This is a genomic window from Pedobacter sp. NJ-S-72, from assembly GCF_053890575.1.
In genome coordinates this window covers 4,225,732-4,247,672 of sequence record NZ_CM132681.1, presented here as the reverse complement: position 1 = coordinate 4,247,672, position 21,941 = coordinate 4,225,732, and the positions used below count along the sequence as shown (strand labels likewise).

The 21,941-nt window shown below is 38.1% G+C and carries 25 protein-coding genes, 1 tRNA gene and 7 pseudogenes; 17 read left to right on the top strand and 16 right to left on the bottom strand.

The window, feature by feature from the left end; genetic code table 11:
* The first annotated feature begins 25 nt into the window (after nt 1-25).
* Nucleotides 26-1,279 carry a pyridoxal phosphate-dependent aminotransferase gene (locus ACWYN3_RS28185; protein ID WP_456217313.1) on the top strand — a complete coding sequence of 418 codons (1,254 nt, stop codon included), beginning with the start codon at nt 26-28 and terminating at the stop codon, nt 1,277-1,279.
* Nucleotides 1,280-1,395: 116 nt separating this feature from the next.
* Here the strand turns inward: ACWYN3_RS28185 and ACWYN3_RS28180 are convergent, their stop codons facing one another.
* From ACWYN3_RS28180 to ACWYN3_RS28160, 5 genes and pseudogenes are all read right to left on the bottom strand, one after another.
* Nucleotides 1,396-1,572, bottom strand: a complete 177-nt coding sequence (locus ACWYN3_RS28180; protein ID WP_456217312.1) for a hypothetical protein — start codon at nt 1,570-1,572, stop codon at nt 1,396-1,398.
* A 259-nt stretch (nt 1,573-1,831) separates the two neighbouring features.
* Nucleotides 1,832-3,414: pseudogene (locus ACWYN3_RS28175) on the bottom strand (peptide chain release factor 3).
* An 83-nt stretch (nt 3,415-3,497) separates the two neighbouring features.
* Nucleotides 3,498-4,043, bottom strand: a complete 546-nt coding sequence (locus ACWYN3_RS28170) for a hypothetical protein (protein WP_456217311.1) — start codon at nt 4,041-4,043, stop codon at nt 3,498-3,500.
* Nucleotides 4,044-4,102: 59 nt separating this feature from the next.
* The gene (locus tag ACWYN3_RS28165; RefSeq protein WP_456217310.1) at nt 4,103-4,648 is read right to left on the bottom strand and encodes a DUF6600 domain-containing protein; all 546 of its coding nucleotides are present in this window, start codon (nt 4,646-4,648) and stop codon (nt 4,103-4,105) included.
* Nucleotides 4,615-4,926, bottom strand: a complete 312-nt coding sequence (locus ACWYN3_RS28160) for a DUF6600 domain-containing protein (RefSeq protein ID WP_456217309.1) — start codon at nt 4,924-4,926, stop codon at nt 4,615-4,617. The genes ACWYN3_RS28165 and ACWYN3_RS28160 overlap by 34 nt, the downstream gene beginning before the upstream one ends.
* A gap of 451 nt (nt 4,927-5,377) precedes the next feature.
* On the opposite strand from ACWYN3_RS28160, the pseudogene ACWYN3_RS28155 reads away from it, so the two are divergent.
* Nucleotides 5,378-6,087, top strand: a pseudogene (locus tag ACWYN3_RS28155) (SAM-dependent methyltransferase).
* Nucleotides 6,088-6,148: 61 nt separating this feature from the next.
* On the opposite strand, the gene ACWYN3_RS28150 reads toward ACWYN3_RS28155, so the two are convergent.
* From ACWYN3_RS28150 to ACWYN3_RS28135, 4 genes and pseudogenes are all read right to left on the bottom strand, one after another.
* Nucleotides 6,149-6,277, bottom strand: coding sequence for a hypothetical protein (locus ACWYN3_RS28150; RefSeq protein WP_456217308.1), 129 nt, complete (start codon nt 6,275-6,277; stop codon nt 6,149-6,151).
* A complete protein-coding gene (locus tag ACWYN3_RS28145) occupies nt 6,274-6,618 on the bottom strand; it encodes a nicotinate-nicotinamide nucleotide adenylyltransferase (protein ID WP_456217307.1) in 345 nt (114 codons plus the stop codon). The genes ACWYN3_RS28150 and ACWYN3_RS28145 overlap by 4 nt, the downstream gene beginning before the upstream one ends.
* Nucleotides 6,619-6,707: 89 nt before the next feature.
* Nucleotides 6,708-7,280, bottom strand: a pseudogene (gene gmk / locus ACWYN3_RS28140) (guanylate kinase).
* Nucleotides 7,281-7,304: 24 nt separating this feature from the next.
* Nucleotides 7,305-8,153: a YicC/YloC family endoribonuclease gene (locus tag ACWYN3_RS28135; RefSeq protein ID WP_456223177.1), complete on the bottom strand. Its 849-nt coding sequence runs from the start codon at nt 8,151-8,153 to the stop codon at nt 7,305-7,307.
* 182 nt (nt 8,154-8,335) lie between these two features.
* On the opposite strand from ACWYN3_RS28135, the gene ACWYN3_RS28130 reads away from it, so the two are divergent.
* Nucleotides 8,336-9,070, top strand: coding sequence for a hypothetical protein (locus ACWYN3_RS28130; RefSeq protein WP_456217306.1), 735 nt, complete (start codon nt 8,336-8,338; stop codon nt 9,068-9,070).
* 10 nt (nt 9,071-9,080) lie between these two features.
* On the opposite strand, the pseudogene rnc reads toward ACWYN3_RS28130, so the two are convergent.
* The 3 genes and pseudogenes from rnc to ACWYN3_RS28115 form a co-directional block, all read right to left on the bottom strand.
* A pseudogene (gene rnc / locus ACWYN3_RS28125) lies at nt 9,081-9,811 on the bottom strand (ribonuclease III).
* A 32-nt stretch (nt 9,812-9,843) separates the two neighbouring features.
* Nucleotides 9,844-11,088 (bottom strand): annotated as a pseudogene (fabF, locus tag ACWYN3_RS28120) (beta-ketoacyl-ACP synthase II); the annotation flags it as partial.
* Nucleotides 11,089-11,129: 41 nt separating this feature from the next.
* A complete protein-coding gene (locus tag ACWYN3_RS28115; protein WP_008508386.1) occupies nt 11,130-11,366 on the bottom strand; it encodes an acyl carrier protein in 237 nt (78 codons plus the stop codon).
* A gap of 165 nt (nt 11,367-11,531) precedes the next feature.
* Between ACWYN3_RS28115 and ACWYN3_RS28110 the strand changes: the two genes are divergently transcribed.
* From ACWYN3_RS28110 to ACWYN3_RS28090, 5 genes and pseudogenes are all read left to right on the top strand, one after another.
* Nucleotides 11,532-11,951 (top strand): IPExxxVDY family protein, encoded by a 420-nt coding sequence (locus ACWYN3_RS28110; RefSeq protein WP_456217305.1) that lies wholly within the window; start codon nt 11,532-11,534, stop codon nt 11,949-11,951.
* A gap of 138 nt (nt 11,952-12,089) precedes the next feature.
* A pseudogene (gene pyk, locus ACWYN3_RS28105) lies at nt 12,090-13,522 on the top strand (pyruvate kinase).
* Between the two features lie 67 nt (nt 13,523-13,589).
* Nucleotides 13,590-13,677, top strand: a tRNA-Ser gene (locus ACWYN3_RS28100).
* A 225-nt stretch (nt 13,678-13,902) separates the two neighbouring features.
* The gene (locus ACWYN3_RS28095; protein WP_456217304.1) at nt 13,903-14,175 is read left to right on the top strand and encodes an Arm DNA-binding domain-containing protein; all 273 of its coding nucleotides are present in this window, start codon (nt 13,903-13,905) and stop codon (nt 14,173-14,175) included.
* Nucleotides 14,172-15,152 (top strand): site-specific integrase, encoded by a 981-nt coding sequence (locus ACWYN3_RS28090; protein ID WP_456217303.1) that lies wholly within the window; start codon nt 14,172-14,174, stop codon nt 15,150-15,152. The genes ACWYN3_RS28095 and ACWYN3_RS28090 overlap by 4 nt, the downstream gene beginning before the upstream one ends.
* A gap of 170 nt (nt 15,153-15,322) precedes the next feature.
* Here ACWYN3_RS28090 and ACWYN3_RS28085 read toward each other — a convergent pair whose 3' ends face one another.
* The 3 genes from ACWYN3_RS28085 to ACWYN3_RS28075 are packed head-to-tail and all read right to left on the bottom strand — an operon-like array spanning nt 15,323 to nt 16,643.
* Nucleotides 15,323-15,604, bottom strand: coding sequence for an integrase core domain-containing protein (locus tag ACWYN3_RS28085; RefSeq protein ID WP_456217302.1), 282 nt, complete (start codon nt 15,602-15,604; stop codon nt 15,323-15,325).
* A 2-nt stretch (nt 15,605-15,606) separates the two neighbouring features.
* Nucleotides 15,607-16,245: a DDE-type integrase/transposase/recombinase gene (locus tag ACWYN3_RS28080; RefSeq protein WP_456217301.1), complete on the bottom strand. Its 639-nt coding sequence runs from the start codon at nt 16,243-16,245 to the stop codon at nt 15,607-15,609.
* Between the two features lie 2 nt (nt 16,246-16,247).
* Nucleotides 16,248-16,643, bottom strand: coding sequence for a hypothetical protein (locus ACWYN3_RS28075; RefSeq protein ID WP_456217300.1), 396 nt, complete (start codon nt 16,641-16,643; stop codon nt 16,248-16,250).
* A 202-nt stretch (nt 16,644-16,845) separates the two neighbouring features.
* Between ACWYN3_RS28075 and tssD the strand changes: the two genes are divergently transcribed.
* From tssD to ACWYN3_RS28060, 3 genes are all read left to right on the top strand, one after another.
* Nucleotides 16,846-17,268, top strand: coding sequence for a type VI secretion system tube protein TssD (tssD, locus tag ACWYN3_RS28070; protein WP_456217299.1), 423 nt, complete (start codon nt 16,846-16,848; stop codon nt 17,266-17,268).
* A gap of 255 nt (nt 17,269-17,523) precedes the next feature.
* Nucleotides 17,524-18,012: a DUF2931 family protein gene (locus ACWYN3_RS28065; RefSeq protein ID WP_456217298.1), complete on the top strand. Its 489-nt coding sequence runs from the start codon at nt 17,524-17,526 to the stop codon at nt 18,010-18,012.
* The gene (locus ACWYN3_RS28060; RefSeq protein ID WP_456217297.1) at nt 17,936-18,565 is read left to right on the top strand and encodes a hypothetical protein; all 630 of its coding nucleotides are present in this window, start codon (nt 17,936-17,938) and stop codon (nt 18,563-18,565) included. The genes ACWYN3_RS28065 and ACWYN3_RS28060 overlap by 77 nt, the downstream gene beginning before the upstream one ends.
* Nucleotides 18,566-18,662: 97 nt before the next feature.
* On the opposite strand, the gene ACWYN3_RS28055 is transcribed toward ACWYN3_RS28060, so the two are convergent.
* Complete coding sequence (locus ACWYN3_RS28055) at nt 18,663-19,322, bottom strand: Crp/Fnr family transcriptional regulator (RefSeq protein ID WP_456217296.1); 660 nt, start codon at nt 19,320-19,322, stop codon at nt 18,663-18,665.
* 247 nt (nt 19,323-19,569) lie between these two features.
* Between ACWYN3_RS28055 and ACWYN3_RS28050 the strand changes: the two genes are divergently transcribed.
* The 6 genes and pseudogenes from ACWYN3_RS28050 to ACWYN3_RS28025 all read left to right on the top strand — a co-directional run bounded on the left by ACWYN3_RS28050 (nt 19,570) and on the right by ACWYN3_RS28025 (nt 21,926).
* Complete coding sequence (locus tag ACWYN3_RS28050; RefSeq protein ID WP_456223343.1) at nt 19,570-19,791, top strand: hypothetical protein; 222 nt, start codon at nt 19,570-19,572, stop codon at nt 19,789-19,791.
* An 85-nt stretch (nt 19,792-19,876) separates the two neighbouring features.
* A pseudogene (locus tag ACWYN3_RS28045) lies at nt 19,877-20,128 on the top strand (chloride channel protein); the annotation flags it as partial.
* A 106-nt stretch (nt 20,129-20,234) separates the two neighbouring features.
* Nucleotides 20,235-20,519, top strand: coding sequence for a chloride channel protein (locus ACWYN3_RS28040; protein ID WP_456217295.1), 285 nt, complete (start codon nt 20,235-20,237; stop codon nt 20,517-20,519).
* On the top strand, nt 20,450-21,241 hold the full coding sequence (locus ACWYN3_RS28035) for a chloride channel protein (protein WP_456217294.1): 792 nt from the start codon (nt 20,450-20,452) through the stop codon (nt 21,239-21,241). The genes ACWYN3_RS28040 and ACWYN3_RS28035 overlap by 70 nt, the downstream gene beginning before the upstream one ends.
* Before the next feature lie 149 nt (nt 21,242-21,390).
* The gene (locus ACWYN3_RS28030; protein ID WP_456217293.1) at nt 21,391-21,711 is read left to right on the top strand and encodes a DUF488 domain-containing protein; all 321 of its coding nucleotides are present in this window, start codon (nt 21,391-21,393) and stop codon (nt 21,709-21,711) included.
* A gap of 11 nt (nt 21,712-21,722) precedes the next feature.
* Nucleotides 21,723-21,926: a DUF488 family protein gene (locus ACWYN3_RS28025; RefSeq protein ID WP_456217292.1), complete on the top strand. Its 204-nt coding sequence runs from the start codon at nt 21,723-21,725 to the stop codon at nt 21,924-21,926.
* Nucleotides 21,927-21,941: the final 15 nt, after the last annotated feature.

The window sequence follows — 21,941 nt, the reverse complement described above, 5'->3', positions numbered from 1 at the left end:
TCTAACCATTAATAAATTATAAAACATGAATGTATCGGTATTAGCAAATACACTTATTGGATCAGAAATCATTAAAATTGGTAATGAGGTTAATGAGCTGAAAAGCAAAGGTGCTAAGATTGCCAATTTAACTATTGGTGATTTTGACCCATCAATTTTTCCTATACCAGCAGGGCTGAAAGCTGAAATTGTTGATGCTTATAACCATAATCATACAAATTATCCGCCTGCTGATGGTATTTTAGCTTTACGTGAAACGATTGTAGACGTTTTAAAAGACAGATATGATCTTGATTTTAAAACAAATGAAATATTAGTTTCAGGTGGTTCGCGCCCGTTGATTTATGCAACTTATCTTGCTTTGATTGATCCGGGTGATAAAGTAATTTATCCTGCTCCATCATGGAATAATAATCACTATTGTCACCTTTCTTCTGCCGAAGGTATTGCTGTGGAAACGACTGCGGAAAACAATTTCATGCCTACTGCTGAATTGTTAAAACCTTATCTTAAAGGAGCGACTTTACTGGCTTTATGTTCTCCATTGAACCCTACGGGTACAATGTTTACTAAAGAGCAGCTGGAAGAGATCTGTGACCTTGTGATTGAAGAAAATAAATCAAGAGCTGAAGGTGAGAAGCCATTGTACATCATGTACGATCAGATTTATTCTCTGTTAACTTTTGGAAAAGAACATATCAACCCGGTTAGTTTACGTCCTGAATTAAAAGATTACACAATTTATATTGACGGAATCTCTAAATGTCTTGCAAGTACTGGTGTGCGTGTAGGATGGGCATTCGGACCAGATAAAGTGATTAGCAAAATGAAAGCTTTATTGACACATATTGGTGCATGGGCTCCAAAAGCAGAACAGGTTGCTGTTGGTAAGTTTTTTGCTGATAAAGTTAAGGTTGATGAATTTTTAACTTCGTTTAAAGAACAGATTCAGGATAGTCTGAATGCTTTATATAAAGGTTTTCAGGAGCTGAAAAATGATGGTTTTGCAGTAGATGCAATTGCACCTATGGGGGCTATTTATCTGACACTTAAAATCGATTATATTGGTAAGACTACTGCTGATGGAGATTTACTGAAAGACAGTACTGATGTTAACTCTTACCTGATTAAAGAAGCTCAGGTGGCATTAGTGCCATTCTCTTGCTTTGGTAATGATGAAACTAAAGCATGGTTCCGTGCGTCGGTTGGTGCTTGTTCACTGACTGATATCAAAGAAATGATTCCACGTGTTAAAGCTGCGTTAAGTAAACTGAAATAGTATTATAAAATCATTTACAGAGGGTATTTTGGTTTGCAATGTTTTGCAAATTCAGGATACCCTTTTTTTGTGGGGCAAATTCCTGTATTGGAAGATTTTCGTAGCTATTTGTTTCATTATTTGGAGATTGATGCGCTGGGTTTGTCCAGTGAATTTGTATTCGCAGTTATTTTTGCTGCAATCTCTGCGGTCTGATCAGGACGGCTGGCACTGTTGGTGAATGTCAGAATCATCATGACGAATACCGGAATTAATAAGAGTATAAATGGCGAAATGTTAAGTAGATTTTTCATAATAATTCGTTTTGTTGAAACAAATAGAATGATTTAAAAAGCTCTGCTAAAATGTTTTATATACCAATTACTCTTTATCCTAGATGAACAGGTGAATCAGGGTTAAGGACTGATTTTGGGGTTATTATGACTTTCGTAGATTGAAAACAGGCGTTCGTCGAAATAAAAGTACGGGCTATATTTTTTATTAAGAGAGGATACAAAAAAAGGCAATACTGGTTTTCCCGGTATTGCCCTTAATATTTGATTTGAATCCTGATTATTTGAATTCAGAAGTTTTATGAAATTCGATATCCGGATAATCTCTTTTGGTCATATTGATCATAAAATCATTATCCGCAAGAAATACTGGATTTCCGTCTTTATCCTGTCCGATGTGTTGTCCTTTACGTTTTACAAACTCTTCCAGTTTCTTTTTATCAGTTGAAGTTACCCAGTTTGATCTGCTGTAGCTTAACATACGGAAATGTGCTTTTGCACCATACTCATGCTCCAGTCTGAATGCAATTACTTCAAACTGTAATTCGCCTACAGCACCAATAATTTTTCTGTTTCCAGGCTGCTGAGTGAATAATTGTGCAACACCTTCTTCTGTTAGTTGTTGTATGCCTTTTTCAAGCTGTTTGGTGCGAAGCGGATCTTTGTTCTCTACTTCCTTAAATATTTCAGGAGAGAAGCTAGGAATGCCTTTAAACTGTAATTGTTCGCCCTCTGTCAAGGTGTCTCCGATTTTAAAGTTACCGCTGTCATATAAACCAACAACATCACCTGGCCAGGCTTCTTCTACTATACTTTTTTTTCGTTGGCCATAAAGTCCATGGGGTTAGAAAACTTAAGTTTTTTACCCTGGCGTGTATGGAAATAGAATTTATTTCTTTCGAATTTGCCAGAACATATCCTTAAGAAAGCAATGCGGTCACGGTGTTTAGGATCAAGATTGGCATGTATTTTAAAGACAAATCCTGAAAAGTTTTTCTCTTCTACCAGTACTTCTCTTTGTTCCGCTTCTCTGCTTCTTGGGCTTGGAGCGATATTAATAAAGGTATCCAGCAATTCTTTAATCCCGAAGTTATTAATGGCACTGCCAAAAAAAACAGGGGCAAGAAGGCCTTCTGTGTACATACTCTGATCTAAAGTACCGTAAACACCCTCTACTAATTCTAGATCATTTTTTAATTCTTCAAGCTCTTTGGGTTTCAGGAAGTTGTTTAAGTTCGGATCGTTCAGGTCACTTACCTCTATAACAGGGTCTGCAATCTTTGTTTTATCCGGTTCAAACAAGTTAAGATGTTTGTTGTAGATACTATATACACCTTTAAAAGTATGTCCTTGTCCAATTGGCCATGATAATGGGCATAAACTGATATTCAATTTATTCTCGATTTCATCCAGCAAATCAAAGGCATCTTTACCTTCCCTGTCCATCTTATTGATAAAGATAATTACAGGAGTGTTACGCATCCGGCATACAGCCATCAGTTTTTCTGTTTGTTCCTCTACACCTTTTACACAGTCTACAACCAGGATTACGCTATCCACCGCGGATAAAGTTCTGTAGGTATCTTCGGCGAAATCCTTGTGACCTGGTGTATCCAGAATATTGATGCGTTTATCTTTGTATTCAAAACCCATTACTGAGGTCGCAACGGATATTCCACGTTGTTTCTCAATCTCCATAAAATCTGAAGTACTGCTTTGATTGGCTTTGTTACGTTTTACAGCACCAGCGGTATTAATTGCTCCTCCAAACAGCAGAAACTTTTCAGTTAATGTTGTTTTTCCGGCATCCGGGTGACTGATAATGGCGAATGTTTTTCGTTTTTCTATTTCGGGGTGAATCATAAAGGGTTAAGCATATTGCTTGATGAGGCTGCAAAGATAAATATAATATATAAAATAAAAAAACCGGCCATTATAGCCGGTTTTTATTTATGTGTTTTAATTGCCTCTTCCGCCTCTTGAAGATCCGGCTCTTTGAGAATTATCATCTCCTGAACCTCTGGATTGTTGTTGTTGCTGGCGCTGCTGATCCTGTTGCTGGCGTTGTTGTTGCTGACGCTGCTGGTCTGTTGTTGCTGACGCTGCTGATCCTGTTGCTGGCGTTGTTGTTGCTGGCGCTGCTGGTCTTGTTGCTGACGCTGCTGATCCTGTTGCTGGCGTTGTTGTTGCTGACGCTGCTGGTCTTGTTGCTGGCGTTGCTGATCCTGTTGCTGGCGTTGTTGTTGCTGACGCTGCTGGTCTTGTTGCTGAGCCCTTGCACTATTAATAGCTGCCTGATTTTGATCGGTATTACCTACTCTTGAAGAAGAACGTGTTCTATCAGGCTGATCTGCAGTTCTGATTACATTGTTTCCAGTCCTTGAAGAGTTATTAATATCTCCTCTGCCAGATGTACCTGTGTCACCTCTTCTTGAAGAACCGATAACATCTGTTCTTGGAGGAGTAACGTTAGTTCTGCCTGTTGTACTCACATCACCTCTGCCTGAAGGATTAGTATTTCCCGTTCTTGAAGAATTATTAACATCACCTCTTACTGAGGTATTTCCATTAGTTCTTCCTGAACGATCAATATTTCTGTTCTTGAGCTGCTATTATTGTTATCACCTCTGCTGTTGGATCTTGGATTATAAATATTGATATTATTATTTGATATACTTGTTCTTCCCGGTCTGTCTGAACGGTTTACATTGTAAACCCTTACATCTCTGTTGGTGACTCTTCTTATCTCGTCAGCTCTTGGGCCTGTGTAATAAGTATTTCTGCCACCACGTCCATAAGTATTATTAATAATCGTAGTACGGTTGATGATTGTTATGTTTCTGCTTGAATAACGCGGGTAACTATTGCTGTAAATACTACGTTGCGGGATAAAATTCCACCAGTTACTAGGTGTATTATATCCACCACCACCAATATTGATGTTAATGTTAATGCCCGGGCCTAGCGGAGCCCATCCATAATATCCTCCACCGCTTCTCCAGCTAACCCATGCAGGACCCCATTGTGTATCGGGAATCCAAACCCATTGATTAAACCTGTTGTTTACCCAACGGCCATAGTGAAATGGAGCCCCCATCCCCAGTCATAGTCTGATACCCAGGTATTCCCGTATTCAGTCATCGCCCAGCGACCATCCGTATAATATGGCCTGAAGTCATCCTGATCTACGTCAGGACGCCAGACATTTCCGTACTGCGGATCCTGTATCCAGGTTCCATAAGGTGATAATTCATCATAAAATGACTGTAGTGAGATATCATCATATCCCCCTTGCGCCATCGATTGCTGTGTCGTGCAGCCGAACAAGAGCATGAGCCCCAGTAGTACAGCTGGCAATTTGATCATGTTTTTCATTTGTGTGTATTTATAATATAACCTAACTTATATCTATGAGTAAAAAAATGAACAATGGTTTAACGTTTTATGCAATAAGGTAAGAGGCTGTTGTTCGCAATTTAAGAATTGCATAGAGCGGGATACGTGATTTATGAGCTGTAAACGGTTAAACTTAATATTTAGAACCTTATTTTCTCTTTCCAAATATTTATTCTTTTCCTTTGTAATTCCAAACCAAACTAATCAATCTGCAGGAGTAAATGCTAAAATTTAAATAAATTAATACTGTTAATCAGAGCTCTTATACCCACTAGACCGGTGTAGATGGAATTCATCTCAGTACTACATAAACTATACCAAAAAATAAATATAATCTAAATGAAACCGTCATGATCTTACAGATCAATAAAAATTGGATACAAGATCATGATAACTTCATCACCATTAAAAAAAAACAAATAAAATCTAAATGAAAAAAGGTGTATTATTCCTGATTCCTGTTCCATTGGCAGAAAATGCCTCTGCGAAGTCATTCACTCCATATCTGATCGATACAATTAATTCTATTGACACATATATCGTAGAGAATGAGAAAACTGCAAGGAAGTCTTTAAAAGAGGCAGGCTTAAAAATTCCACAGAGCGATTTAACCATTCACGATTATGGTAAACATAAGCGGAATGACTCTATGGTTCCTTATTTTAAAGAACTGATGACTGGAAAAGATGTAGGTCTGATGAGTGAAGCGGGGTGCCCTGGTGTAGCTGATCCGGGTGCAGAAATTGTCTCTGAAGCACATAAACGTGGAATTAAAGTAGTACCTCTTGTAGGTCCAAATTCACTTTTATTAGCGCTGATGTCTTCTGGATTTAATGGACAGAGCTTTACTTTCCACGGTTATCTGCCTATTGATAAAGTAGAACGAGTAAAAAGGATTAAAGAGCTGGAGCAACTTGCTGAAAAAAATAAACAGACTCAAATGTTCATTGAAACCCCTTTCAGGAACAATCATTTATATGAGGATATTATCAAGAATGCAGCAGCTCATACTTTACTTTGTGTAGCGAGTAATATAACGGGAGAGGACGAGTATATCAGAACACAGACCATAGGTCAATGGCGTCAGGAGAAGATAGATCTTCATAAAAAAAACCAACGATATTCCTTATCTACCGTTAAAAGCCGGTTTAAAATAAGCCACGTTATTAACGATACATATTTTTACTGTCCATAAACGCGATTACATTTCAGGAACAAGGAACTGTATATTTTTATTGTCTTTTAAAGCTTGTCTGATAAAAGTAGATGAAATTTCCATCTGAGGTGTCTCTGTCAATGTAATCGAAGGATGGTTTACCCATTCATTCACATCAGATCCTGGTCTGGGATAAACATAGATGTGATAGTTCTTAAGCAGAACCTCATAGTTTTTTTCCATTTTTTCAAAGAAGCCAGGTTATCGGCTCCCATAATCAGTACAAATTCTTTTGCAGGATATTTTTCGCTAAGATAGGCGAGTGTATCGATTGTATAAGAAGGCTGGGGCATGTTAAATTCAATGTCGCTGACCTTGATTTGTTCTGCCGGTTCGATTGCTAACCGGGCCATCTCAAGCCTGTCATACATATTACCAAGCCCCTTTTTATTTTTCAGTGGATTCTGTGGTGAGACTACCAGCCACACCTCATCCAGGTCAGTGAAATTGGCCATATAACTGGCTATAATCAAATGACCTGTATGAATTGGGTTGAAAAGAACCAAAAAATAAACCTGTTTTCGCCATTCTTTCTGTAAGCTTCTTATTTATTGAGAAAGTCAGTAACTAATTTTTCTGCTTCTGCGCATGCAGTGTCCAGATCAAAGTTCTTAAGGATAACATCAAATTTGTCAGCGTATTTAAGCTCCTTTTCTGCTTTAATGAATCTTTCCTGAAGTTTAGCCTCGCTATCAGTGCCACGGCCGCTCAGGCGTTCTTTTAAGACCTCTAAAGAAGGAGGTTGAACAAAGATAGCTAATGCATCATCTTCATATTTACGTTTTAAGCGTAAGCCACCTTCTACGTCAATATCAAAGATCACGTGTTTGCCTTCATTCCAGATTCTTTCGATTTCTGAACGTAAAGTACCATAAAAAGTACCATTGTAAACTTCTTCAAATTCTACGAACTCCTGGTGTGCAACTTTATGTAAAAATGATTCTTTTGAGATGAAATAATAATCATTCTCGTGTTTTTTTCATCACCACGTAATTCCTGGTTGTAGTAGAGAGATAGAAAAGCTTAGTGATGGAAACTTTTCTAGTAAATGTTTAACGATTGTCGTTTTTCCTGCGCCAGATGGTGCTGAAAATATAATGAGTTTGCCTTGTATCATTGGTGTGTAAATCTTACTGACGTCTTAAATAACGTTTAACAACTGTTCTTTAATTTTTTCTAATTCTTCTTTCATGCCTACAACTAATTGCTGTATTTGTGCATCATTTGCTTTTGCACCCATGGTATTGATTTCTCTGCCTATTTCCTGAGAGATAAAGCCTAGTTTTTTACCATTAGCATCTTTGCTTTTCAGCGTTTCAGTAAAATAATCACAGTGGCTTTTCAGACGGATTTTCTCTTCCGTGATATCAAGTTTATCTATATAATAGATTAATTCCTGCTCTAAACGGTTTTGATCAACATTAACTTTTCCAGATACCTCTTCCAGTAACTGGTTCAGTTTTGCCCTGATATGAGGGATTCTTAAAGGAGCTAAAACTTCAATCTTCGCGAAGAAACCAAGAATATTTGTAATCCTAAGCTCAAGATCCTGTTTCAATACAGCACCTTCAGTTTCCCTGAACTGATTGAAATTAGCTAAAGCAGTATTAAATGTTTGTTGCAAAATCTCCCATTCACCTTCATTAACTACCTCTTCAGTATAGCTGATGACGTCTGGAAAATTTAATACAGCCTGAAGCAGGTTGCCGGAGTTGGCTCCCAAATCAATGTTTATTGCTTCTAATTGTTTGTAATATTTGCTCAGTAAAGCTGCATTGATAGTTGCACCCTTAAGGTTTTCTTCACTACGCTCGATATTGATAGAAACATTCACTTTACCCCGTTCAATATCCTTGCTGCAGATATTACGCAGTAAAAGTTCTTTATCTGCATACGCCCTCGGAAGTTTTAGATTAAGTTCTAAAAACTTGCTGTTCAGGGATTTTATCTCTACGGAAAACTTTGTATTTTCCTGATCTGTAGAGGCCAGGCCAGGCCATAACTGTCATTGATTTTATCATGTGCAAAGATATAATTTATTGTTAAAATGAGAGCCTATTTTAAACAGCCTCAGGTCAGGATGTGAAATTTTCAAGGTGCCGAATAGCCTTTGTAAAGTCATTTGGCGATTTTTGGCATGGCCGATTGATAAACAATGGTTAAATTTACGTCATGCATGACAGAAAAATGATCCGTACAATCTCTAAAACTTTACTCGTTTTCACGTTTTTATTTGCTTCAGCATCTGTTGTTTTCGCACAACAGGATTTTCAATTAAGTGGGGTAGTGATGACTAAGGGCTCGACCAGCCGTATAGCAATGGCACAGGTTACTAATTTACGGACTAAATTTACTGTAAGCAGTAATGATCTTGGACTTTTCCAGGTGAAAGCTAATTTAGGAGATACCCTTGTGATCTATAAACAGAACTATTCGGACAAAGAAGTGATTGTTTTATCAAATAAGGATATGGTCGTTTACCTGGACAATGGTACCGGTACAACCTTACAGGAGGTAAATATCAGGGGGAAGTCGAAAAAGGCAGAGCTGGATGAATTGAAACAGGATTATAGAGATAAGGGATCTTTTTACGCGGGGAAGCCACCTTTGCTTTCTTATATTTTTGCACCAATAACTGCTTTGTATGAGCTGTTCGGGCGTACACCTAAGAATGCAAAACGATTTGGGAATTATTATAACCGGGAATTACAGCAGACCCAGATAGACGGCTACTTCAATGAATCACTGATCAAAAAGAATACTGATTTAAGTGGTAAAGAGCTGGAGGATTTTATGCTAAACTATCGGCCTGATTACCAAAAGGCAAAAAACTGGACGGAATATGATGCGGTAAAGTATATCAGGGATACTTATAAGAAGTATACAGATACCTTAAAAAAGAAATAAGAGCTTGTTTTTATAATGATAATGCTTCACATGCCTTTTCTGCGGCTTGTTTCTCTGCATTTTTCTTGTTGTAATCTCTGCCGATACCGTAACTTCGCCATCAATAATAGCCTGAATAGTGAAAAGTTTAGCGCTATCTCCTTCGCTGTTTTCCATCATTTCAAAAGTAATATCTTTTGCATGACGCTGACACCATTCAATCAGCTTACTCTTGAAGTTTGTTTCAGTCAGTTCAAGGGTATGAATATCGATATAGGGCTTAACAATACGTTTAAGTAATAAATCTTTAGTGAAATTATATCCTTTATCCAGGTATACAGCACCTATTAATGCTTCAAAAGCGTCACCAAGCATAGAATGATGTTTGGTTTGCATATTAACCATTTTCTGATCGAATACGATTAGCTGATCAAAGCCCATTTTTCTGGCAAGCTGATTTAAATTTACCCTGTTAACGATCTTAGAACGCATTTCAGTCAGGAAACCTTCTTCTTTGTAAGGATAGCTTTTAAAGAGTAATTCTGCGATAACAGCGCCGAGGATGGCATCACCCAGAAATTCGAGGCGTTCGTTACTACTTCGACTTCCATTTTTAATACTTACTTTAGCCACAGACCTGTGCCTGAATGCCATTTTATACAAAACGGTATTTCCAGGCACAAAGCCTAACATATTTTTCAGCTTTTTTATAAACTCTTTATCGGGCGATAAATGAAGTTTATATAGGTCAAATAGGGGCATTAAATTTATTAAGGTCGGTATTTCGTGACGTTTTACTCTTTGTATTTTTTGAAAATTACTGATGCATTGTGACCACCAAAACCAAAAGTGTTGCTTAACGCTGCACGAACTAATCGTTTTTGAGGTTTATGGAAAGTAAAGTTCAATTTAGGATCAAAAGCAGGATCGTCGGTGAAGTGATTAATTGTTGGAGGTACGATGTCGTTTTGTACAGCAAGAATAGCAGCAATGGCCTCAATTGCACCAGCAGCACCTAAAAGGTGACCAGTCATTGATTTCGTAGAACTGATGTTCAATTTGTAGGCATCGTCACCGAATAAATTAACAATTGCACTTGTTTCACTGATATCTCCCAGCGAGGTAGATGTTCCATGAACATTGATGTAATCAATGTCTCCGGTAGTCATACCTGCATCTCTCAATGCATTGGTCATTACCATTTTAGCACCTAACCCTTGCGGATGTGGAGCTGTAATATGATTTGCATCTGCACTCATTCCACCGCCAACTAATTCAGCGTAGATTTTCGCGCCCCGCGCTTTTGCATGTTCTAATTCTTCAAGGACAATTGTTCCGGCACCTTCTCCCGCTACAAATCCATCCCTGTCTTTATCAAACGGTCTGGAAGCAGTTGAAGGATCGTCATTTCTTGTTGAAAGGGCATGCATTGCATTAAAACCACCAATACCAGCTTCGTTAATAATTGCTTCTGAACCACCGCTGATAATCACATCTGCCATATCAAGACGAATGTAATTGAAAGCATCGATCATTGCATTAGTAGAAGAGGCACAGGCAGATACGGTTGCAAAGTTAGGGCCACGTAAGCCATATTTTATGGAGATATGACCAGGAACGATATCAATAATCATCTTTGGAATAAAGAAAGGATTAATACGGGGAGTTCCGTCACCCGCAAAATAGTTTCTCATTTCTTCAAGAAATGTTTTAATACCACCGATACCAGTACCCCAGATAACGCCAACACGATTGGTGTCCATTTGCGAGAAATCAAATCCTGCATCTTTAACCGCTTCGTCTGTTGATGCTATAGCATATTGCACAAAAGGATCTAATTTACGAGCTTCTTTTTTTTCTAAAAAGTCTTCAGGGTTGAAGTTTTTCAGCTCGCAGGCAAATTTTGTTTTGAATTTTTCTGTATCAAAACTTGTAATCGGCGCAGCGCCACTCACCCCTTTTAACAAATTATCCCAGAATTCTGGGATAGTATTGCCAATTGGAGTGAGTGCACCTAAACCTGTAACTACTACTCTTTTTTTTTATTCCATTTATACGGATTATACGGAGGCCGTATGTTCTACTTTACGTTTTTCTCTAGATAAGCAATTGCTTGACCAACTGTACCGATAGTCTCAGCTTGATCATCAGGAATCGCTACATTGAATTCTTTTTCGAATTCCATGATAAGTTCTACAGTATCCAAAGAATCCGCACCTAGGTCATTAGTGAAAGAAGCTTCTGGGGTAACCTCGCTCTCATCCACACCTAATTTTTCAACGATAATAGCCTTAACTCTTGAAGCAATATCAGACATAATGTTATAATTTAATGGGTTAAATAATTCAGTGCAAAGAAAAATAAATTCTGACACATTTCAAATGTTTTTATTTCTCTGTCAATTTTAATGTTTTTATTTCAAATGATAAAGCAAAATTAGTTTTATAATTTCGTATCCTAAAATATATCTTACATACCTGCTTTGAACAAAACTTATTTAAAACTTTCATTAGATCTGGATTTCGTCTTAATCGCAATCACAGCCTCTTTAAAGGATTATGTGCTGTGCCATAAGATCAATACCAGGCTGAATTTAAATTTCGAAAAAGCTGAAGATCATGAGGTCTTTTTTAACGTAGACGAGCCTCCGGTTGCCTTTTCGAAGTATTTTTTTTATGTAGAACAGGGTGATAATGATTTTTTTATCCTTGGTAACCGCAGTAGCGAGGGATTTTTGATTCCTGAGATGAATAAAGTAGATTATTTTATGATAATTCAAGGGTATATGGACAAAGAAGATCTGGATTATATCATTTCCGGGCTTAATAAACTGCCTGATATTCAGGTAGCTGCGCAGATTGATCCCCTTAAATTAAAATCAAATGAGAATTTGGTAATATAAATTTTATATGTAAGGTGTATTAAATACACTATATTTGAATCTAACATTATTTAGTTAAATAACAGAATCAACCAGGCTAACAGTGGTTTTTATAGCTAAAACCTTCTTTTGTTAGTCGTAACAAATAAAATAACTCAAATGAAACCCTTTCATTCCAGAACAAAAATTGTAGCCACGCTAGGTCCGGCCTCAGCAAAACCAGACGTTTTATTAAGCATGTTTAATGCAGGACTAGACGTTTGCAGACTTAACTTTTCACACGGTTCACAGGCCGATCACCAGGAAGTCCTGGATACGATCCGTTCAATCAATAAAAAAACAACAACTATAACGTTGGTATTTTAGCTGATTTACAAGGTCCTAAAATTAGAATCGGAATCGTTAAAGATGGTGGTATACACTTAGTTAATGGAAGTCGTACGATCATCACAACTAAAGAATGCATCGGTAACGAGGAGCGTATTTATATTACATATACAAGCTTCCCTAAAGATGTAAAACCAGGTGAAATCATCCTTTTAGATGATGGAAAACTGCAAATGAGAGTGATTGAAACGAACTATGAAGATGAGGTTGTTTGTGAAGTTGTTCACGGTGGTATTTTAACTTCAAGAAAAGGTGTAAACTTACCAAATACTAAAGTTTCTATCCCTTCTTTAACTGTAGAAGATCGTAAAAACCTTGAATTTGTATTAGAAAATGACGTTGACTGGATTGGTCTTTCGTTTGTTCGTAATGCCGCTGATATCATTGAATTAAAAGATATTATCAAACAAAGAGGTAAATCAGCAAGAGTAATTGCTAAAATTGAAAAACCTGAGGCGATTGATAATATTGATGAAATCATTGCTGTTTCTGACGGTATCATGGTTGCCCGTGGTGACCTTGGTGTTGAAATGCCAATGGAAGAAGTTCCTTTGTTGCAAAAAATGATCGTTCAGAAATGTATTGCTGCTTCTAAACCAGTAATTATTGCTACCCAGATGCTGGAAAGTATGATTACTACACCAAGGCCAACACGTGCTGAGGTGAATGACGTAGCGAATTCAGTATTGGATGGTGCAGATGCAGTGATGTTAAGCGGAGAAACTTCAGTTGGAGAATTTCCTTTGATCGTTATTGAAACAATGCAGAAAATCATTCAGAACATTGAAACAAATAGCTATCCGTTCCACGTTGAGAAAGCATTAAAAGTAGATTCTCCAACTTTTTTAAAGTGATGCATTTGTGATTCTGCTTGTATTTTAGCGAGCCAGACAAATGCAGTAGGTATCGTTTCTATGACTGTAAGTGGTTATACTGCTTTCGAAATTTCAGCACACAGACCAAAAGCATTAACTTATATTTTCACAAATAACAGGCAATTATTAAATACTTTAAGCTTAGTATGGGGCGTTCAGGCATTCTTCTATGATAAGTTTGAGAGTACTGATGAGACGATTTTGGATGTAAACAGTCTGCTCGTTAAAATGAAACTGATCAAAAAAGGAGATACTTTAATCAATACTGCCGCAATTCCAATGGAAAGTAAAGGCAAAACGAATATGGTAAAAATTACTGTTATTGATTAATTTATAAAAATCAGGCAGGCTCCGTTTTAACAATCAAAAAAAATACTACTTTTGCACTCCCCGAATTGGAGAGGTGTCCGAGTGGTTGAAGGAGCACGCCTGGAAAGTGTGTATACCTCAAAAGGGTATCGAGGGTTCGAATCCCTCTCTCTCCGCATATAACCCTGTCAAAAACAGCTAAAAGCCTGCAAATCAAATGATTGCAGGCTTTTATGTTTTGGTCAAATGACCATTTTATGCACCAATTCGCAACAAAAAAGTGCGTAATTAGGTGCGTCAATTTCAAGTAATACCCTACGCACCGAAAATGATTTAATGAACTGATATACAACCAGTTCAACCACTAAACATCTTGTAGAAGATTGATTGCAGACTTAATTTTGTTTCACTTTAACACAATAGTTATGAAAACCAAATTCAGTTTGCTTTTTTACATCAGAAAGCCCAAAAACTATGTAGGCGGCCCCATGCCAGTATGGGTGCGCATTACCGTAAACGGAAAGCGTGCCGAAACGCCATCAGGACGGGAATGCGAGCCTGCCCTATGGAACAACTCCGCAGGCCGTCAGAAGGGTACAAAGGAAGATATTAAGTCCTTTAATGCTTACCTGGACGACCTGCAATCCAAAGTTTACGAAGCCCACCGCCAATGACCGAAGAAGATACTATCGTAACAGCCGAAACCATCCGCAACAAGTTCATGGGCAGAACTGAAAAGCCACGCTCCCTTATTGACATATTTAAAGAGCACAATAAAAAGATGGAAGCCCTGTTGGGCAAGGAATATGCCAAGGGCACGTTATGCCGTTACAAAACTTCTTTAAGCCATACACAGGGTTTTTTGAAATGGAAGTACAACCTGACCGATATTGACATCAAAGCGGTAGATCATGCCTTTATCATCGAATATGAATTTTATTTGCGCTCTGAAAGAAAATGCGCCAATAACTCCGCAGTTAAGTACATTAAGAATTTTGGTAAGATCATCCGCATTTGTTTGTCCAACAGATGGATAAGCCATGACCCGTTCTTAAATTATAAGAATAAGGTCAAAACGGTCGACAGGGTTTATTTGACCACCGAAGAGTTACAGGAAATCTCCACTAAAGACATGGCAACAGAACGTCTGGCACAGGTACGTGATATATTTCTTTTTTGTTGTTTCACCGGGCTTGCCTATGCCGATGTCAGAAAGTTAAGGCGTTGGGAGATCGTAACGGGTGTGGATGGTGAAAAGTGGCTATCGATCAATCGTTTGAAAACCGATGTACCATCCCGAATTCCTTTGCTGCCAACTGCCTTGATCTTGATACAACGTTACACCGATCATCCGCAATGCGAAAACAGTGGAGGGGTATTCCCTGTATTGAGCAATCAGAAAATGAACAGTTATTTAAAAGAAATAGCGGACATATGCGGCATTAATAAACCGATCACCTTTCATATTGCCCGTCATACCTTTGCAACAACTGTAACACTCTTAAATGGCGTACCAATTGAAAGCGTATCCAAGATGTTGGGACACACTAATATCCAAACTACTCAGCATTATGCTAAAATACTGGACATTAAGGTTGGTGCGGATATGGCCTTACTAAAGCAAAAATATGCGGCAGGTGTCCTGTCCTGAAATTACTTGTCGTTTTTGAGTTATAATACTAGAATTAGTTTACATCCTATAAGTGGTAATACTGATAATAGTTTACACCGCATCTGTGTTAATTCTGTTATCACTTTACAAGTGTACAATTTGTAGTTTGCTAATAAAACAAATGAGCTCGATTTTTTTCCGGCCGGATGCTAAACAGCCTCCAACTGCTCTTCTTGTACATCCCTTTTCTTATAGGGGTAGTGTTTCCAGCGCTTGCCTATTTCACCAGACATATCGTGGGCTTTGCTGGGTGTAAGATAGTCCAGGCTACCGTGCGGCCTTTTGTCGTTATAGTTTCTGATAATGATTTCGATACTCTTTTTAGCTTCTTTGTGATCTCTATATATTTTTTTTGGGAAGAACTCATTTTTCACTATTCCATTAACTCGTTCAGCCAGGGCATTGTCATAGGGACTGCCGCTTTCGGTCATGCTTATTGCAATCCTGTCGCTGTTAAGCAGCTCGGTATAGCTTTTGGAACAATATTGTATCCCCCGATATCCGAATGATGGACCAATATGAACGGCGAGTCTTTTTTCCTCCCGTTGATAGCCATCTCCAGGGCTATGATGCAGCCGGTGGCTTCAAGGTTCGGATGGAGTGCAAATCCTACAATCTTTCTGGAATAGGCATCTGTGATCAGGCTCAGGTAGCTAAAGCCCTCCTGCGTGCGGATATAGGTAATGTCACTCACCCATAGTTGTTCCGGAGCAGAGAGTACCATTTGCTTTATGAGATTGGGGTATCTTTTTAGGCAATGGTTGGAATCGGTAGTCCTGACAGAACGTTTCCTTCGCCGTATGAGCAGCCCATGAAACCTCAAAAGATCATAAAGCTGGTCCCTTCCCATCTTTATATTGTGCTTCTCCATCTCGGGAGAAAGTAGGTACAGCAGTTTCCTTGTACCCAAAAATGGTACTTCCGTACGAAATTCAGCTACCAGTGCCAATACCACCATGTGTGAAATATCAGTTTTGACTGCTGTTTTCTGTGCCAGATAATAAGCCTGGCGGCTTACACCAAACAGTGCACAAAGTTCCACCAAAGGTTTCTCTGGTAGTTTCTGCCGCATTCTTAAGACCGTTTGGTACCACGCTTTTTTCTGATGTTGATCTTAAGCTCGCTTTCGGCAACCTCGATCATGGTCTGCAGTCCAACATTCTTCAGCTGGGCATCGGCCAAGGCCTTGGTCAGCTCATCAATCTTTTTCTTGAGAAGTTTGGTCTCCTGGTTTTCGTCCATCGCTGAAGGCTCGTTAGATGTTTCCGTATGCGCCAAGATAGCCAAATTATACTTCTCAACCCAAAGCCCTATCGTACTTGATGGAAGGCCGTATTTACGGCCAGCTGCACGCTGGCCGAGCATGCCCGATTTGATTTCACGGACAATCTTATCCTTGATGTCCACGCTCAATCTTCCCCAAGGTTTTCTTGAAGAAATCTTTGTCTTGTCTTTACTTTTTGTTGCCATTCTTTAGTTTTTAATGACAAGCTATTTTTCAGGACAAGACAGGTAAATAGGTGGGTTTATCTAATTCTATACTATTAAAGGCGGCAAACACCGCCTTTAATAGTATAGGGTGGCCTATGGTCTGAAAAACTAAAATCAGTGAAATAGATATAAAAATTAACTATATTCATTTATCCATTAAGAAAAACATAAATAAATTGGTATGTCGTCATTTAATACCCACCTAAGTTTTAAAGATACCCCTGTAACTAAATACAGTGTTATACAATGTAATTATTCTTCTTTCCATCAATTGCCAGATGATAAAAGCAGACCGTCCACGCTTGCTAGAGGTGGGAACATAATGGTGCAGATTAGCACTCCACCAGACAATTTGTTGTTAAAATGGATGTTCGATGGCTATAAAATGCGTTCTGGCATGATTACCTTTTACAAAATAGATGAAGAGACAGCATTTCAAAGAGTTGCTTTTATTGATGCTTATTGTGTAGAACATCATACCACTTATAGTGCATTTGGATCGTTGAGTATGGTCACAACGATTATGATAGCAGCAAAGAGTTTATCAATTAACGGTATTGATCACAACAACGATTTACCGGATGCTCTAGTTTCAACTGGCTAGTTTTTGGAGAGGGATCATGCCCTGTCTAAACCTTCTTTCAAATGATCTGGTTTTCGGTAAGTCTACACTGGACTAATTTAATTTTTGTACCCATGCTGAAGAAACAAATGCAGAAAATGCAGATATCAAATTTTTAAGAAATAAATTTCTACATTGGAATTCTGTATATGGACAGACTGGTACTGATGCCCTTTTTAATCCTTATCAACCAAAGATGGATGAAAAAAAAAAAAAACGAAAAAGAGACATACGAGGATGAAAAATTTAAAATTACTTATATTATTAATTTCGCCTGTGTTTGCAGGATGTAATCTATCAGATAAAAAAAAAACGGATACAAGAACAGAGTTTCCTTACAGCATGTCGGTAACAGCCCCTAAGGAATACCCTTTGGAGGTACATTTGGGATATTTATCAAATAATGCCAAAGGTTTTATTACCCTTATTCCCAAAGCAGGAATTGAAGATAATGGGTGGACAAGAGGAGGCTCAGATGGTGGTTTACGTGCAAATGCAATTCCATCTCACCTGGATCTGACATGGATAAGTTATGCGGAAAAAAAATTCTGGAAAGTAGATGTGGATTTACCCGCAGAAAAAATATTGGATTTATTTCGAAAAGGGTATACTGACCTAGATGGTAAATGGAACCACATGCCTGCTACCTATGACGAAATGGTCTTTGGCGTGGCCCCTGGCGGAGTGGTTGTGGTGTGTGCTACGGGGACACTTTGTTCAAGTTGAAGTTGGCAGATTTCAAGCAAAAGAAACCATAGTAAACAAGGATAAGTTTAGGCCATTCCCAGTGCCAGAAGAAACTGAGAAAGAATTTTATGATACTTTCTTTAATAACAATACAACTCCGGAAGTTAGAACAAATCTGCAAAAAAATGGCTTCCCTTATGGCTTATGGGGTAAATACCGAACAAAATATAACTGGCGCTTACGCATACAGTTCTATAAACCAAGCGATCAAGATACAGTCCGCTATAATGGCTATGTCAATGGAGAGCAGGAAATCCTTTTCTCAAAAAATCTGTCTGCAGAGACCTACTTAAGCAGGCCCGTACTTATGCGAATAAAAGCAATTTTTGCAAATAGGTTTGCAGAAGTAAATTTCGATGAAAAAGAAACCATGGCAGCATTTGAAACTTTGGCAAAAGAGAATAAGAATATACCTATTGACCTGATTGCTAAAACGAAATTTCAGTATACGGATTTAACACTAACGCTGGTAGCAGGTAAAAAGGAAATTCCATTACTTAAAGCAACTACTAAAATACACACCTTTAGATAGTTTCCATAGACAATTAGCTATCAAGGACACAATCCTATAATGTTTATTAACGAGAATTTCCTAGGATTAAGCCCTAAGCTTATTCAAAGAAGATAAATCAGGCATTGTCACTGGCACTGGCAATGATCTGCTGCAATTCAACTGCATTTTTTATATGTATCTTACGTCCTGTGACCGTAACAATTTCACTTTTAGTAAACTCATTTAACACCTTAAACAAGGTTATATAGGTGGTCCCTGCAAAAGAAGAAATATCTTGTCGGCTCAATTCTACATCAACAATCCCATTCTTATCTGTACCCAATTGAACCTGTAGTGAAAGAAATGCCTGGGCTATGCGCGCTTTAACAGACATATGTGCTAGATTACGCATACTTTTTTGTGAATCTTGAAGTTCATTGGCAAAAAAACGCATTAGATGATAAGTTAGGTTTGGATTTACCTTAAGCGTAGTCTCAAACAAATTCATCTCCAGATAACAAACAATAGCAGGCTCCAGAGCCGTAGCTGTAACAGGATATAAAGCTTGCTTGCCTAGCCCCATATGGCCAATAATGTCTCCAGATTTTGCAAATCTGGTAATCAGTTCCTTCTCTTTATCCCATCTTTTATGAACCTTGAAGCTCCCTTTATAAACGAAATAAATTCCATTGACTTCATCTCCTTCTTTAAAGATCTGCTCTCCTTTTTTCACCTCATAATTCTTTTTCTGAGTTGCGATCGCAGGTAACCATTCAGGTAAACAAAGTTGACACAAGAAGCAACTTTTAAGATCACAGAATTTACCACATTCTTTCATTTTTCAAATATGCACCATTTTTTCGGACCATATTAGGTCGTAGAAATATAAAACCAAATTACATTGTTAAAACAATATATAAAATCACAATAAACAAAAATAATAAAAATAATATAAAATAAACAATATAAAATGATAAAAACAAATTTTTAAACCTTTAGCTTTGCAGTAGATTTTATCCTCATATATTTACACATTAACCACAATGAATACTCGCGAACAAACTGAAATCCCAATTACTCCTGCCTTACCTGAAATATCTACAGCAAAAAATAAGTCGATAAATGAAGTTTACTTAAAACGACGTCTTTTGCAAATCTCTCTCTCTTTTATCTATAGGCGTTGCCCTTATCATCAGCCTGATAGCCAGATTCCTGGTTTCATTGATCAATCTGGTTACCAACATCTGTTTTTATGGCAATTTTGATTTAAGTTTTCATAGTCCAGCTGATAACAATCTAGGTTTGTTTGTTATAGTCTTACCTGCCCTAGGAGGAGTGATCGTAGGATTAATGGCACTCTATGGTTCTAAGGCCATTCGAGGTCATGGTATACCTGAAGCAATGGAACAGGTATTGACTAATCAGAGCAAAATAAAACCCTCTATTGCATTTCTAAAACCTATTTCTTCGGCAATTGCCATTGGTACTGGTGGTCCTTTTGGTGCAGAAGGACCAATTATTGCTACCGGAGGGGCATTGGGTTCTACTATAGGTCAGCTTTTTAAAATCACTTCTAATGAGCGCAAAATAATTCTGGCCGCTGGTGCTACAGCTGGCATGTCGGCCATATTTGGCACACCCATAGCCGCGATTTTCCTGGCAAATAGAACTTTTGCTTTTCGAATTTTCGCCCAAGGCCATACTTCCTGTGGCTTTGGCCTGCATCACCGGTGCGGCAGGTCACCAGTTACTTTTCGAATCTGGACCGGTTTTCCCAATGCCAGATATTCAAACACCCTCGAACCTTGCTTTAGGGATATACAGTGCAATAGGAATTATAATTGGTTTTATCTCTTTAGGCCTCACTAAAATTGTTTACTGGATAGAAGATGTTTTTGAAAAACTTCCTGTTCACTGGATGTGGTGGCCAGCAATTGGAGGTTTAGCCGTGGGTATAATAGGGTTTTTTTTGCACCACATACACTTGGTGTAGGTTATGATAATATTATTACTGTACTCTCGGGAAAAGCATCACTAGCATTATTGCTAAGTCTTTGTTTCTTTAAATTTCTTTCCTGGGCCATCGCTTTGGGAAGCGGTACTTCAGGCGGTACCCTTGCTCCGCTCTTAACTATAGGCGGCGCTGCCGGAGCTATATTTGGTACAGTACCCATAATGGTTTTTCCCCAATCCGGTATTAATATTCCTATGGCAGCACTTATTGGTATGTCGGCCATGTTTGCAGGGGCATCAAGAGCTTACCTAACCAGTATTACTTTTGCTTTAGAAGCTACCGGGCAATCACATGCCCTGTTGCCTCTACTAGGCGCTTGCACGGCTTCCTATTTAATCTCTTTCTTTTTTATGGAAAACACCATTATGACCGAAAAAATTGCCAGAAGAGGAATCTATACGCCCGACTCCTATGAGCCAGATATCTTAAGAAGAATGACCGTTGCCCAGGTTCTGGGAAAGGGACGTACCGTTTTACATCCCGAAAAAGTGATCGAAGATCTAATGGAAAAGAATTTACCTCTGCTAAAACCCAACGATCCTTTATCCAAAGCAGTAGAGTTAATGGCAACTACCGATGAAGAACTTTTACCAGTCTTCTGTTCCAAAGACCAGAAGACACTTGTTGGCATCCTATCCTACACAAAGATGTATTACACGCCTACCGTTTATATCATCAGGAAAACCAAGAAGCGGGGATAAATCTATCACTCAAAAGACAACGAAAAAAAATAATCATTAAAAGCCGTAAATTAATGGGCAAAACCACATCCAAATAAAAAGCAATGGTATACCGATGAATATGTGCTTACTTTGAATAATTCTTTAGCTTAAAATCAACATAAATTCAGATGCTGACATCAGACAAAAAAGTCATTTACACCATTGGTCATTCAACACGCAGTTTGGCTGAATTTGTAGAGATGCTACAGTTTTTTCAAATAAAAATTCTTGTAGATATAAGAGGTTTACCAGGATCTCGAAAATTCCCACAATTCGATAAAGAAAATTTGGAGATATCCTTACCGGAAAACGGCATACAATATATACATCTAAGTGATTTGGGCGGAAGAAGAAAGGTGAAAAAAGATTCCAAAAATATCCGATGGAACAATGAATCTTTCAGAGGTTACGCTGATTATATGGAAACCGAAAAATTGATAGAGCAGTAAATGCATTAGAAGTGATCGCCTTAAAACGACCAACAACTATCATGTGTGCCGAAGCAGTTTGGTGGCGCTGTCACCGCTCGATGGTATCTGATTACTTAAAAGCAAAAGGTTGGAAGGTTCTACATATAATGGCTATTGGAAAAACGCAAGTACATAAATATACCTCTCCAGCAAGAATAGTTGATGGGAATGTATATTATTCCAATGAAAATTAGTATCATCAATAAGAA